Raw genomic sequence first — 13,877 nt, forward strand, 5'->3', positions numbered from 1 at the left:
ACGGAGTAACAAAACGGGGTCGTTTTGGAATCGACTAGTATTGTTCGAGCTAGTATTGCGTTTAGGGGTTGTGGCCCTATAATCCACTCAGACGAATTAACTGCAAACAATTCAAACAACTACGCTGTCGCTGCTTAAAAAACAGCACACGTGATCATTCTTAGTTGTGATTACCGGCTACTGAATGGTTTTATAAACTTAGTAATCTGCGCGTAGCGGCCTCTGATTGGGGTTTCTACGAAGAGGATAATCAATCTAGTCATCTGATCGCCGTGTTACATGGCGTGCAGCTGATGAACTTTAAATGATGTAACTATGAACGTAGAAGTATTAGTGCCGTGATGCTAGGACAGGGGTTCAAATCCCCTCGGCTCCATTTTATGGGTGTAAATAAGTGCTTGAAACACAGTCTTATCAATGGTTTTGGGGTAAATGAGTGTAGACAGGTTAAACCTAATTCAGACACTTGAATTAAATAGCGCCCGTCAATAAGTTGCCGTTGTCTTGTTATGAGATGACGGTTTTTATTTGGAGGAAAATAGTATCTGCGTTATAATTCTATAAAAGTAGAATTTTAAATCATTAAAGGAGAATCCGAGAAGTTGGCAATATCATATAATAAATTGTGGAAAATATTAATTGATAATAATTTAAATAAGACGCAGTTAATGTCTAAATGTGGAATTACGTCAGCTAGCTTAGCTCGACTGAGTAAGAATCAAGGAGTTTCATTAAAAGTGCTAGAGAGAATTTGTGTCTCATTGAAGTGTGAAATTGGTGACATAATGGAATTTACAGAAAATCAAGGTGATGAAGTATGACAGAAAAATTGAAATTTATTGATTTATTTGCAGGAATTGGTGGGATTCGACAAGGTTTTGAAGATGAAAATACTGTGGGCGTGTTTAGTTCTGAATGGGATAAATTTGCGCAAAAAACATATGAAGCAAACTATGGAGAGGTACCTCAGGGAGATATTACTCAAATTGATGCCAATGATATTCCTGATCATGACGTGTTGTTAGCTGGATTCCCTTGTCAGCCTTTTAGTTCAATTGGGAAACGAGAAGGCTTTATGCATGCCACTCAGGGGACGTTATTTTTTGATGTCTTACGAATTATCAATCACCACCAACCAAAAATGTTTCTGTTAGAAAATGTTCAAGGATTACTGACTCATGACAAAGGTAATACTATGAAAGTCATTTTGGCTTCTTTAGATGAAGCTGGATATGATGTATCGTATAAAGTGTTAGATGCACAAAACTTTGGATTACCACAAGTTCGTAAACGAGTTATGATTGTTGGTTTTCATAAAGATTTAAATATCACTAATTTTGATATTCCAGAGGGAGACAATAAAAAGGTTCCGGTAGGTAGTATTTTAGAATCAAATCCAGACGGTTATTCCATTTCAAATCGATTACAGGAATCATATTTATTTAAAAAAGATGATGGTCGTCCGCAAATAATTGACAAAGAATCAGATATACAAGTTAAAACATTGGTTGCTAGTTATCACAAAATCCAACGATTAACAGGAACTTTTGTAAAAGGAGGCGAAACGGGAATTCGTTTATTGTCACAGTTAGAAGTTAAACGTATTATGGGATTTCCGGATGATTTTGTTGTTCCAGTGTCACGTACACAAATGTATCGACAATTTGGTAATTCTGTAGCAGTTCCTATGATTAAAGCAGTCGCTGATGCTATGAAGAACCAAATGTCGAAGAACTAAATATTGGGATACAAGGAGTAGAGATATGGCAAATAAGATAAATAAGGGTGAATGGTCTGAGTTATATGTGTTTTTATCGGTCTTAGCAACGGGAAAACTATTTGCAGCAGACGAAGACTTGAATAAAATGGAAGATGTATATTACACAGTCTTAAAAGCTATTAACCAAGTTGAAAAAACTGATAGTGAGTATTTGAGAGATACGAATCGAAATGTAATTGTAATTTATAATAATGGGACACATAAATTAAGTATACCGATTTCAGAATTTGTAAAACATGCGCCGCTTGTTTTAGAAGGAATTAGGAATGGTAAGGGGAGATCCTTTGAAATCCCTGAGATTGAAAGTTTTTTGGAGACAATTTTATTAGATAAAATTAAAGCACCTAGTGATAGTAAGAAAGATTTAGTATTCCAAGTGCATGATGAGTATACAGGATTAACACCTAATGTAGGATTTAGTGTGAAATCATATATTGGGGGTGAACCAACATTGGTTAACTCCTCTGGAGCGACTGTATTTACTTATCAAACCAGTAAGTCGTTTCCGACCTCGTTTGAAGCAGAGGTGAACGCTATAAATACGCCCTCTAAAATCAAAGATCGAATTCAAAAAATATATGAGAAACAAATTCACTTGAATTATAGTCAAGTAAGCAGTCAAATCTTTCACCGTAATTTACAAATGATAGACTTTCGCTTGCCTGAAATTTTGTCATATTTAGTATTATCATCTTATTTTGTAAAAGGTAAGAGAATGCCTGAAGTTGTAAAATATTATTCTGAAAAGTACGAAGAAGATAGAGAATTAATCGAGCATAAAATTAAAGACTTCCTTGTGGCTACTGCGCTGGGAATGGAGCCAAATACCATTTGGAATGGGTTAGAAGATGCGAATGGTGGATATATTGTTGTGAAGAATGATGGAGAAATCTTATGCTATCATATCTATGATCGTAATAAGTTACGAAGTTATTTATACAATCATACGAAGTTCGATACTCCATCTACTGGAAGAACAGGATCAGGTATGCTAGAAAGCATTGAAGATGGTGGAATGTTTAAATTATCTGTACAGATTAGGTTTGAAAAATAACGTTTATGAGAACATCCGAAATGCATCGGATGTTTTTTTTGTTAAATCTCAGTAGAGAAATAAATGCTGATTGTGATGTGTAAGAGTAATTCAGGAAGGAAATGTCATCATTTACCTTAGTAATTCTTATCATTGCAGGTTAGTAAAAGTTATCATTTCATCCTAGTAATTCTTATCATTGCAGGTTAGTAAAAGTTATCATTTCATCCTAGTAATTCGTAGTATTTTCCAGTGTGTTAGGTTAGTAAAAATTAGTATTTTAATCCTAGATTTTATTAGGTCCAATGCAGTAAAAAGTAGTATTCCGTGTCTAGGTTTTTCTAGGATTTATGTAGGGTTTTGTGAGGTAGCAACAACATGTTTTAACAGGGTCAGACTTCAACTTTTTTCAACTATCAATGTAAGGTTCTAAGGGGGGCAGTTTAAGTTGTTCATCCATCCCAAAACCGCTAGTGCAAGATGTAAATAAAATAACTGCATGTAGTAGTTTAATGACTTGCTTAGGTCTAGATGTGTCTATCTAATGAGATAGAGCACTCATGATCATGTTGTATGTTCGTTCTAGAGTAGTTACTACCAATGTGATAACCCCTAACATAGTTACAAACATCATGAAGAATTGCATAAGTAGAATGACAGTAGTCATCTTGTTACTCCTTTAAGCGTTGACGAGCGCTGTTTAATTAAATCAATTTGTAAAGCCAATCGTTCAGCTTTTCAATGGTTTGTGGCTTAACGTTAGTTCGTTCCCCACTAAGAATCTTGTCCAAAGTCCAACGGCTTACGCCTGTCTTTCGTGAAAGGTCTATAACGCTCAAGTTATGTTCTCCACGTTTACGTTTTACTGCTGTAACAAGGTCGTTGTTGATTTGGGCCATATCTACCTCCTTTAACCCCATTTCGGGGAGCGTCAACAAACAAAATACTAAACACCCCAAAATGAAAAGTCGACAATTTTGCTAAAAAAGTTTTCAAATTGGGGTGTTCATGTTAATATTTGTTGTATACAAGAGGGGTTTTTCTTATGAATAGACTTAAAGAAGTACGACAATCAAATAACTTAACTCAAAAAGATGTATCTGAGGGGACAGACATCCCCGTAAATACATATTCCAATTACGAGAGAGGTGATCGTGAACCAAAATTAGAAGTATGGGGGAAACTAGCTAGTTTTTTTGGACTGGATGTACCGTATTTACAAGGTTTAACGGATGAGCCAGCATTTACACAAGAGACATTGCAAAATGCTTTGTACAAGTTAGATTCATCTAAAGACGAACAAGAATATAAGCAATCTTGGGAAGAATTTGATGAATTATCAAATAAAGAAGAAGCTCAAAAAGATTTATTCAGAGGGTTGTCTATACACAATAATGTATTTGACCACACTATCGGAAAATTGTCTTGGCGCGGCGAATTAACTCCTGAAAGAGTGGAAAAATTAACTAGTTTGGGACGGTCAGCAGACTACATGTCTCGTTTTTTTGAAAAAGATAATAGTGATTTTTTCAAGGAGTTTGAAGAATTAACGAAGATTATTTTCAATGATCATGACCCTATCATGGATGAGTATGCTAAAAACGTGTTACATGAAGCGAGTTTAAAGATACAGGTACACGGGGAACAGATAAAAGAAGAAAGAGTTAAAGCACATAAAGAAGAAAAAAATAAGCAATTATTGCCAAAGAAACAGTTTGATAGCTTATATGCAAGGTTACATGACTAACAAAATAACAGGGGATGGGAACACACAGACACATATCAGCACTGAAATTATTAATGGGAGGATGTAATGTCACCACAAGAAGTAGATTTCTTGATTAATGGATTCAATGATATGTATAAAGTGTTTTCAGAAGCAGTTTCGGAGCTAAAAGGCGAGTCTGAGCACCTCGTTTATAGAACCGAATCGGAGGCATATACAAAGACTAGTCTTAATCGAACGTACTGGGACAGAGTGAGATATAGAATCCCATATTTGGAGATTCCGCCTGAGCAAGCGGGAGGCGAACCAAAACGGGTCTACCCAGTAGCAGCCGTGAAAGAATGGATAGAGAAAAACACTATTTATCCCGAGGGTAAATAAATTAATTGAGTGCGTACAGAAACTAGGAGAGTGTTTTTTAATATCTAAGGTCAATGTTTGTTGTTGAGTGCTTATTGATGCGCAACGGTGTAATGCATCCCTTGATGCCATCATTAAGGTGGCGTACATACGTCCGTAAGGGAATGACGTTAAAAGCTATATGGGGATTTAGGGAGAGCATAATGAGTAAAAATCTGTTTAAGAAGCTAATGATTTTGGTACTGCCACTAATGGCTGTCGCAACTATGACAACAACTATTATTACTGCTGTGTCTGTACAAGCAAATAGTGTACTGGTTGTAGGTGCGTCAAGTAGTGATGATGACGGTTTTTTTGGATGGCTAAAAAGCTTGTTTAATTTTGGTGGTAAATCGAATGAAGAAAAAGCCAAAGAAAAGTCCGAAAAAGTAGAATCAAAAAAGGCTAAGTCAGAGTCAAAAGCTAAGGCAAAATCTGAAAAAGAAGCTTCTAAAAAAGCTAAATCAGAATCTAAGGCTAAAGAAAAGTCAGAAAATGACAGCAAGACTTATGAAATGGACGCACTAGTTGCTAATACAGAACTTGGTAACCAAGCTATTTCTTTTGAAGATTTTGAGAACATGGCTATTAATGGCTTCTCATTAGAGGGAGCGTTAGCTAAATATGGTAAGCCTACTAATGTACGTGGTGGATCTAAGGGCGATATTCAAATGGATGTCTACTATACGACTACTGAAAAGGGCTACAGCGCTGAATTAACTTTTAAGCACACTAACCGCTCTGGTTTCGGTAAGTGGACATTAGAAGAAAAGAACTCTGTAACAACAGATTCAATCACAGCACCAGAATACAAGTAATAGATTTAAAGACCATAGCTAGGTAGCGTAATACGGGTTCGAGTCCCGTTATGTTTTATAGGGGATGAATCCTCGTAATAAAAAAACAAACCAGTTTCAGGTTAAGTCTGATGTGAGTAGTAATATACGTCCAGATAGGACTGACGTAAAAAGGTGGAGGAGGAGAGTTTAGTTTTTATGGAATCATCAACAATAATGGGGATATTATTTTTGTTATTGGCATTAATTTTAGTGTTGTTGTTTATTTTCGCAGTAGTAATCCCAATAATTCGATTATTGTGGAATAAGATTAAAGATATTTTTAGATCAAAGACGAAAGGATACGTTTCATCTTTTCCGGCAGTAGGAACACAAGAGTGGGAAAAATTAATCACTGTAGGGATTTGGGATAAAAATTTATTAAATCAAATCAATCGTACTCTTTATGTAGGAAACACTATGACAATGGGAGGGAAAACTCCAGCCATTGTCGTAATTTTTTCAGAAAACGCAAAGACGTGGACTCAAAAAATCTTTCATTGGGATTCTAAAACATACAGAGTAGTTATTGAAGCAATAAATCAAAGTAAGTATTACTAAACAAAAAAGCCCACTCGAAAGAGTAGGCATAGGAATCATTAGCTTAATTGGTTAGAGCAGATAGGTCATTACTTATCGGGTGTCGGTTCAAGTCCGACATGATTTATTGTCTGTGTATGGACAATTATATATGTGGACAAAAATTCTATAATATTATTATAACTTTGAAAGGAACTCACATGACACTTACAACTAGCGACATCAAATCTGCAGCGTTATTAATGAATTCTATTGATACGGAATCTTTTTTTGATTCAATTACTGAAATTTCATCATCAAATGATTATTGGTTAGTGCGTACGGAAGGAGGAGCATTATATACAGATTTTAAAACCAACGGATATGTAGGGATTGGTTGGAATGAGTTGAATGTTGATACAATACAGAATAGCGATGTTCCTACGTTAAAAGAAAGACTGAAGCAAATTGATAAAGAAAAATTAAAACTTGCTGAAGCCAATGAGCTAGAAGAGTTACTATCTCCTGAAGAAATTGATGAAGGAGCTTTGCTGAATTCAGAACGTTCGTATACTGCAGCGGCAAACCAACTACATACATTCGTAAATAAAATTGCTATTGGAGATTTTGTATTAATTCCAAATACAGGATCTAAGAAATTTTCTCTTGGAAAAGTTATTAGTGGAGCAATAGAAGATTCCGAATCGGTTGCGCATAAAGATGATAATCCAAGTTTTGTTCATTCTGATTTTATAAAACGACATAAAGTTCAATGGCTTGGAGAATTTAATCGAGATGATGCAGATTCTTCGTTCTATAAGATGATATATACGCATAGAACAATTTCAAATATTACAGAGTATCAGAGTGTTATTAATAGAGCTGTGTTCGACATTTATATATTAGATGACAGTGTTCATTTGACATTTCATGTCACAGAACCTGGCGCTGTTAATATGAAGTCGATGGGAGCTTTTGCGTATAATATCCCAGGAATGGTTGAATTAGTCTGTCCAGAAGATATCGTATCAATGAAATCTAATGTGCAATCTCCTGGACCAATCGAAACGATTATCCCATCTAAAAAGGCTGCGGCAACGGTGCTTATTGCCCTAACTTTTGCTGGAGGTGTTTCTGCATTAACATACGGTGGAGAGCTAGAGGTTGGAAACATGTCTTTTAAAGTTCCAGGGGTCTTAACTCAGCAAACAGCGAATGATAAAGTTTCTGCAGAAACGAAAGCTGCGGAACTACAAAATACAGAAACAGAAAATAAACAAACATTGGACGTACTTAATAATTCTGAGCAAATTATTGAGAAGGCTATTGCACTAGGAGCGGATATTGAAGACCTTGGACTGAAGTATCCTAAAGAAACATTGCGATTGTTACAAAAACAACTAGATCAGAAAAAAGACGTAGAAGAAGCAAAAGCCTCAACTACGTCGGATAAGTAATTCAAATTTGATTATTACTAATAAACTGAATTGATAAATTTAAAACAATGAAAGTGGCTGATAATGCGCTAAATATTATAATAATCCATTCATTTTTGATGAATTTCAATTCGAAAAGTGTGTACAGAATTAGATAAAATAATATTATGATTAGGATTAGATTGATTGCTAGAGTACTTATGACACTAAAAATCATCTACATCCCCTCCTTTTTTAACTATGATATATACACTATTATGATAGCAAATGTAAGTGCCAAAAGAAATCTTTTTGTATCCATGATTTAATATTCAAAAAAATAAAAAAGTGTACGTATGCAAGTTAGTCTAGTATCAAAAATGAGTACGTCCAAATTACTGATGACGTTAAAAGCTGAATCTATTTACTCCTAATACAGCTTTGACGAGCGCTCTATTAGTATGGAGTGAGTAAATGAGTATTACAGAGAAGCCAAACGGTAAGTATAAGGTGCGTGTATTCATTGGTACTGATCCAATTACACAGAAGCAATCTTATAAAACCGCTACGGCAGGCAGTATGAAAGAAGCAAGATTAGTAGAAGCCCAACTAGCTTTACAAGTAGATAATGGCGAACTAGTCCCTAAGTGGGAACGTCAGAAGCCAAAAGAACATTACACCTTTGATATGGCGTATGAAGAATGGTTTGAGATATATAAGCAACAAGGTTACACCAAGGCTACGGTTGATAAGACTGAAAAAGCCTTTGCGTTACATTTTCTAAAACCCGAGTTATTTGGTGGTATGTACTTCGAGAGAATGACTAACAAGGATGTACAAGAGCGGGTTAATAAGTTCTTGGTATCTATGTCTAGTAGTAGAAAATTATTATCTTATGCTAGTAAGGTGTTTAAGTACGCAGTGAATAGCGAGCATATTAACTGTGACCGTAACCCACTAGATACAATCCAAATGGTTAAGCCTAAAAAGGCAACAAAGCGAGAGGTTAGATTCTACGATGAGCAACAAGCCCAGCGCTTTGAACAGGGATGACAAGAGAACATTAGAGCTAGATGTACGCACATTAGAAGTTTTAAAGAGATGGAGAAAAACACAGGTAGAACAGTCGATGTTGAAAGGCTTACCTGTGACAGGAGATACTTTTGTAGTGAATATGAAGCGTACAAGCCTAGCTAATGTGCTATATAAGTTTAGAGAGTGGTATAGCAATACTCACGAAGTTGAATTACCACATCTTAATTTACACGGCTTACGTCATACGCATGCTAGTTTGTTGATCAGTAACGGAGTGAGATGAAACAAGTTTCTGATAGATTAGGACATGCTGATATGATGACGACAGCAAAGATTTACGCAGAAGTAACGCCAAAAGCCAAGCAAGAAGTGGCAGATAAATTCAGTAGAATTATGGGGAGCTAAAACCTGTCCCAGACACTTTTTTATATTGAAGTAGTGGGAATGCCTATATAAAGGCGTTTGTGGGCACAAGGGTTCACCCCCTCTCGGCTCCATTGTACGGGTGTAAATAGATAAAAACAAGTGAAAGAAAACGAGTCGTAGCAACGGTTTGAGTGAAAGCAATTTCAGACTCAATCCAGACTCGTTTACGAAACTAAAACTAAATACGTCTGCCCATTCTTTGCCGTTGTCTTTGATAGATGACGGTTTTTTTATTTCAAATTACTTAACAATGGTTGCAAGTTTGCTATACTTCTTGTTGGCATTATTTGCGTATTTATTTTAACGTGCTATTATGTGTATATAAAACAAGTACGCAAATAGGGCCGGAGGTAATTATGACGAACGTTGAAGAAATAACACATACGGGTTACATAGAGATTGGGGACATAGAATTATATTCTCTTGTGACGAAAAGTGGGAAGAGACTTATCTCTGCTAGTGATGTATTCAAGGCTGTTGGTAAGTCTCGACGTGGGGATGTACGTGTAGAAGGATACCCAGCGTTTATCGGGGCGCGAAATATCGTGCCATATATTGATGATGAGTTGAGAACTAAAATGATTCCAGTGGCTTACAAAGCCAAGAATGGTCGTATAGCCGAAGCCTATGACGCTACTATTATCCCTGGAGTTGCGGATTTGTACATTGAAGCGAAGAATAGGGGAGCGCTGACGAAACCCCAAGAGCAAGTTTACGAGAGAGCGTTAATTATCGTGCGCGCCTTGGCTAAATTAGGTATCACGGCTCTGATTGACGAAGCAACTGGATTCCAAAATGATCGAGAAAGCCAAGCTCTGCAAACTCTTTTGCAAGGATATATTTCAGATGATTTGATGAAATGGCAAGCAAGATTCCCTAAAGAATACTATGAACAAATCTACAGACTATACGGAATTTCTGACCAATTTGATCCTGCTAACGTGAAACGTCCACAATGGATTGGCGAATTTACGAATAAATATGTTTATGGAGTATTCCCAGAAGTGGTGATGGAAGAAATAAAAAAGAAAAATCCAACCAAAGAGAGCGCGCGTGGTGTTATGTATCGTGGGCATAAGCATTTTCAACATTTGACGGAAAAAGTCGGACTGCCACAATTAGACACCCATTTATCTCAGCTTATTATCGTAATGCGAATGTCTGCGGACAAGGAAGAGTTTAAAGTTAACTTCCAACGAATGTTTGCTAAGGAATTGGAAAGAAAAGAGATTCAAGACGACATTAAAAATGGAGCATCACTGCTGTTCGAAGAATTGAACTAATAAAAGAACTGCAACAACGACCATCTAGTAACAAGGGTAGCTATTAAGTTGATTACTCTTTTTGTAGAATTTTACTTAATTGGAGGTGGATAATAAAGGGTAGTTAGTAGGCTATCTAATGTCACAAGAGCCGTATATTTCTTGAAATAAAGCATGTCACTTTTCAAAATAACTAGTGCATTAGTCTTGTACTCGTCTTGAAACCGTTGTGAGTGTTCCATTACTTACAAGCTCCTGAGCTACGTCTTTGGCTATTTGGCTAATAAAATTGTTATAGTCGGGGATGTCAGCAATTAAATAACTGTTACCGCTATGCGAGTTCCGTGGTCTAATTAGAGGGACAAGTTCCTCTAAATCAAATATCTTGCTTCCGTTGATAATTGTTGAATGTAATAAAACTTGTTGTCCCCATGAGCGAATAGTAGGTACTGTTTTACCTGCTAGTTTGGCTACCATGGCAGGGTGTAAATTAATAATCTTTGTAGGCATGTTTCTGTTCTCCATGTCGTGAGCACTCTACCAATAACGGCAGGGTGCTTTTTTTGTCGGATAGTTTAGCGTGTATTGGCTTGAAACGATAAATATACCCAACATATTCCAAAGCGCTTAAACATCCAAATATTCCGTGAGATATGCAAGTTGTAAATTTGTTCTTGTACCAATGCAACATAATCATCTAGAGTAGCAGGGCGCTTGATTGAGTCAAAACGAACTACACCAAGCTTGTTAGGATTATCAATAGCAGTTTCTAGCATAATCAGACGGTCGTTAAGCTCTGTTAGTTCGTCACGGTAATCATCCCCATACGCTTGAATAAATTCATTTACCTTCACTCCAAACGTGTCGCTTGCGGTTGTTAGCTCTTCACGAGTGTAGGTGTCAGCATTCCCAAACAATGCTTTCAAGTCGGCGTCCAGTTGTTCAATAAATTTGGTACGATTGTCATCATCACTAGATGACGTGTTAAAGTCATTGTTAAGGGCGTACCAGTGACAGCAGATACATTCATAGTAGATATGAAACGCACTAGCCTAGCGAATGCACTGTATAAGTTTAGGGACTGGTACAACGATAACCATGAGACACCACTACCGCACCTAAATATCCATGGCTTACGTCATACGCATGCTAGTTTGTTGATCAGTAACGGGGTTTAAATGAAACAAGTTACTGATAGGCTAGGGCATGCCGATATAATGACAACAGCCAATATTTATGCAGAAGTGACACCAAAAGCACGGCAAAAAGTTGCAAATAAATTTAGTGAGATTATGGGTAGTTGAGAAAACTCCCAGACTCGTTTAATAATCAAGGTAGTAGAACCCCCATATAAAGGCATTTTTGTGGTCTAGGGTTCACTCCCTCCTTCGGCTCCATTTGAATGCAAAAGAGTTATTTACCTTTAGGTTGATGACTCTTTTTTTATATTTATTTGTGCTTGGTATATATAGGGGGCATTATTTTAATTGCTTCCCAAGTGTACAGTGACAGATATGATACAATTTTCTGAGATTAGTTTTAAAGATATATGAAGTGAAAAAGTTGTAACTGAAAGTAATCGTATTATGAATGGAGTGAAGTAATGTTTAAAAAGGTGATGTCTATTATAATTTGGCCAATTCTGGCTTATAGTTTGTTTGTGTTATTAGAATTCGTAACGGCGTTAACGTTAGATGATGATATTTTGACCGTTGCGAAACAAGATACGGCAGCTTTTATTCTGTTGTTCTTTTCACTATTCGTGTTCTTTATTACGATAAGTGTTGTGGCGTTGTTTTTTAATCATCGATATTTTGAAATTAAGGGCACATATGATGGTGCGTCTGCGGTTTTGAACTTAATTACAACTTTCACCAGTGTCACGACGTTAGTTGTCCAATTTGCAGGTGGAGAAGTACCAAAAGGATTTTTGACATTGACGCTAGCAACTATTCTTTTAGCCATGGCATTGTCGATTACATCACACTTGTTAAAGTGGCAACGTGCACGCGATATTCGCAAACGTGTACAGAAAAAATCGTCAAATGCAAGTTAAACGCTTTAAAAATTGTATGTTTCTTCAAAAAAACTAAATTTTATGCGTAAATAGCGTATGTTTAGCCAAAAAATTTGGTAATATAGATATTATTGACATACTAATTACAGGGTAGGGGAAACATATGGCGGGTGCCGTTGAAGAATTTATAATTTACTGTATATTCATGCTGTTTGTAATGAGTACAGTGTTTACACTAGTTTTTGTTACTACCTTAGATGATGAAATTGTATCAGAACGATTCCGAAGTCGTTTGATGCTTCCTCTTTACATAGGGTATACATATTTGATTGCCTCATTGACAGGTAACGCATTCGGATTAGTTATGATGGCGTATATTCCAGCATTGATTGCGACAATCTTTTCTGATTGGCGGACCGCTAGTTTGGTAGCTTTCATGAAGCCGTTGGAAAATGTTTTATATTTGAAAACAGCCTATGGTTGGGAAGAGATTCCAAATATTTGGATGTCTGTACTGATTAGTTGGATTGCCTTGATTCTGTTAATTGTTTTATTTCAGAAATTTGGTAAATCAAGAATATTTTACATTGCAATTGCCATTGGTTTTGGTGCGCTAGAAAACTTGCAGTCCGCATTTTATCCACGAGATGTATCGGCAATGTATTCCGAGCAGATAGTTAACGTTTTGAGTTATGTGGCGATTGTCTGGTTTGCATTGATGTTAAAAGATCGCTTAGTACGTTATGAGAACAAAATGACGGATGAATTATTACGCGATCCATTAACGAACGTATACAATCTAAAAGCGTTCAATGAAGATAAGGTTGATGAAGAAAAGTTTAGTGGCTATGCATTAGGTGTCATGGACATTGATAAGTTTAAGCGATTAAATGATACTTTGGGGCATACTGCTGGAAACGAAATTATTCAATTAACGGCGGATACATTATTAGCGACGCTAAAAACGCAGTATCAAACAGGTGAGTATAAGGTATATCGTTTTGGTGGAGAAGAATTTATCGTAGTGGTGTTATTAGAAGATAATATCTCTGCAGGAATGCTAAAGTTCCAAGACGTATTAACAACAGCCAATGGTGTCCTGACAGAAAAAACAACTGAGCAATTTGATACGCCAGTCGCGTTTTCTGGAGGAATTACCAGTCGATTGATTACAGAACCACGTTATTCTGCATTCCGTCGTGCGGATGTCTTGTTGTATGAAATGAAAAATAATACACCGGGAATAATTGCTATAGACGGTGAAGTAGACGCATAAGTGCGTCTATTTTTTTTGTTTTAAAATGAATATTGTTAATGTGAAAAATTTAAAAAATTGAACAGATTTAAAATGCTAAAAAGTTCAAGATTCATATTTATTTTTAGAAAAACAGACATGAAATCAGTTTTTTGATATGCTACTATGGAAATC

General features: G+C 36.2%; 16 protein-coding genes, 1 tRNA gene and 1 other RNA gene. 14 read left to right on the forward strand and 4 right to left on the reverse strand.

Features of this window, described 5'->3' with window-relative positions:
- Positions 1-15 precede the first annotated feature (15 nt).
- The 4 genes from ssrA (at position 16) to WS08_RS00860 (ending at position 2,834) form a co-directional block, all read left to right on the forward strand.
- Positions 16-379, forward strand: a transfer-messenger RNA (tmRNA) gene (ssrA, locus tag WS08_RS06805).
- A 244-nt stretch (positions 380-623) separates the two neighbouring features.
- Positions 624-821: a helix-turn-helix domain-containing protein gene (locus WS08_RS00850; RefSeq protein ID WP_267134624.1), complete on the forward strand. Its 198-nt coding sequence runs from the start codon at positions 624-626 to the stop codon at positions 819-821.
- Entirely contained in the window at positions 818-1,738 is a 921-nt protein-coding gene (locus WS08_RS00855) for a DNA cytosine methyltransferase (protein ID WP_009495548.1), read from the forward strand. The genes WS08_RS00850 and WS08_RS00855 overlap by 4 nt, the downstream gene beginning before the upstream one ends.
- A gap of 25 nt (positions 1,739-1,763) precedes the next feature.
- Positions 1,764-2,834 carry an HpaII family restriction endonuclease gene (locus WS08_RS00860; protein ID WP_009495547.1) on the forward strand — a complete coding sequence of 357 codons (1,071 nt, stop codon included), beginning with the start codon at positions 1,764-1,766 and terminating at the stop codon, positions 2,832-2,834.
- A gap of 520 nt (positions 2,835-3,354) precedes the next feature.
- Here WS08_RS00860 and WS08_RS06985 read toward each other — a convergent pair.
- On the reverse strand, positions 3,355-3,480 hold the full coding sequence (locus WS08_RS06985; protein ID WP_267134622.1) for a hypothetical protein: 126 nt from the start codon (positions 3,478-3,480) through the stop codon (positions 3,355-3,357).
- Positions 3,481-3,517: 37 nt separating this feature from the next.
- Positions 3,518-3,712 (reverse strand): helix-turn-helix domain-containing protein, encoded by a 195-nt coding sequence (locus WS08_RS00865; RefSeq protein ID WP_009495546.1) that lies wholly within the window; start codon positions 3,710-3,712, stop codon positions 3,518-3,520.
- A gap of 146 nt (positions 3,713-3,858) precedes the next feature.
- On the opposite strand from WS08_RS00865, the gene WS08_RS06810 reads away from it, so the two are divergent.
- From WS08_RS06810 to WS08_RS00910, 8 genes are all read left to right on the forward strand, one after another.
- Complete coding sequence (locus WS08_RS06810) at positions 3,859-4,560, forward strand: helix-turn-helix domain-containing protein (RefSeq protein WP_009495544.1); 702 nt, start codon at positions 3,859-3,861, stop codon at positions 4,558-4,560.
- 66 nt (positions 4,561-4,626) lie between these two features.
- Positions 4,627-4,920, forward strand: a complete 294-nt coding sequence (locus WS08_RS00875) for a hypothetical protein (RefSeq protein ID WP_009495542.1) — start codon at positions 4,627-4,629, stop codon at positions 4,918-4,920.
- Between the two features lie 182 nt (positions 4,921-5,102).
- On the forward strand, positions 5,103-5,756 hold the full coding sequence (locus tag WS08_RS00880; protein ID WP_009495540.1) for an immunoglobulin domain-containing family protein: 654 nt from the start codon (positions 5,103-5,105) through the stop codon (positions 5,754-5,756).
- 177 nt (positions 5,757-5,933) lie between these two features.
- Positions 5,934-6,335, forward strand: a complete 402-nt coding sequence (locus tag WS08_RS00885; RefSeq protein WP_009495538.1) for a hypothetical protein — start codon at positions 5,934-5,936, stop codon at positions 6,333-6,335.
- A gap of 32 nt (positions 6,336-6,367) precedes the next feature.
- Positions 6,368-6,441 (forward strand) — tRNA-OTHER (locus WS08_RS00890).
- 73 nt (positions 6,442-6,514) lie between these two features.
- Positions 6,515-7,750: a hypothetical protein gene (locus WS08_RS00895; RefSeq protein ID WP_009495536.1), complete on the forward strand. Its 1,236-nt coding sequence runs from the start codon at positions 6,515-6,517 to the stop codon at positions 7,748-7,750.
- Between the two features lie 432 nt (positions 7,751-8,182).
- Entirely contained in the window at positions 8,183-8,761 is a 579-nt protein-coding gene (locus WS08_RS00905; protein WP_009495532.1) for an integrase, read from the forward strand.
- A gap of 764 nt (positions 8,762-9,525) precedes the next feature.
- The gene (locus tag WS08_RS00910; RefSeq protein ID WP_009495529.1) at positions 9,526-10,452 is read left to right on the forward strand and encodes a P63C domain-containing protein; all 927 of its coding nucleotides are present in this window, start codon (positions 9,526-9,528) and stop codon (positions 10,450-10,452) included.
- 180 nt (positions 10,453-10,632) lie between these two features.
- Here the strand turns inward: WS08_RS00910 and WS08_RS00915 are convergent, their stop codons facing one another.
- Complete coding sequence (locus WS08_RS00915) at positions 10,633-10,941, reverse strand: hypothetical protein (RefSeq protein ID WP_009495528.1); 309 nt, start codon at positions 10,939-10,941, stop codon at positions 10,633-10,635.
- 65 nt (positions 10,942-11,006) lie between these two features.
- The gene (locus WS08_RS00920; protein ID WP_009495526.1) at positions 11,007-11,357 is read right to left on the reverse strand and encodes a hypothetical protein; all 351 of its coding nucleotides are present in this window, start codon (positions 11,355-11,357) and stop codon (positions 11,007-11,009) included.
- Positions 11,358-12,034: 677 nt separating this feature from the next.
- On the opposite strand from WS08_RS00920, the gene WS08_RS00925 reads away from it, so the two are divergent.
- Together WS08_RS00925 and WS08_RS00930 are read left to right on the forward strand one after the other, a co-directional pair.
- On the forward strand, positions 12,035-12,487 hold the full coding sequence (locus WS08_RS00925; protein ID WP_009495522.1) for a hypothetical protein: 453 nt from the start codon (positions 12,035-12,037) through the stop codon (positions 12,485-12,487).
- A 124-nt stretch (positions 12,488-12,611) separates the two neighbouring features.
- On the forward strand, positions 12,612-13,724 hold the full coding sequence (locus WS08_RS00930; protein ID WP_009495519.1) for a GGDEF domain-containing protein: 1,113 nt from the start codon (positions 12,612-12,614) through the stop codon (positions 13,722-13,724).
- Positions 13,725-13,877: the final 153 nt, after the last annotated feature.

The organism is Weissella tructae, from assembly GCF_000732905.1.
GTDB lineage: Bacteria > Bacillota > Bacilli > Lactobacillales > Lactobacillaceae > Weissella > Weissella tructae.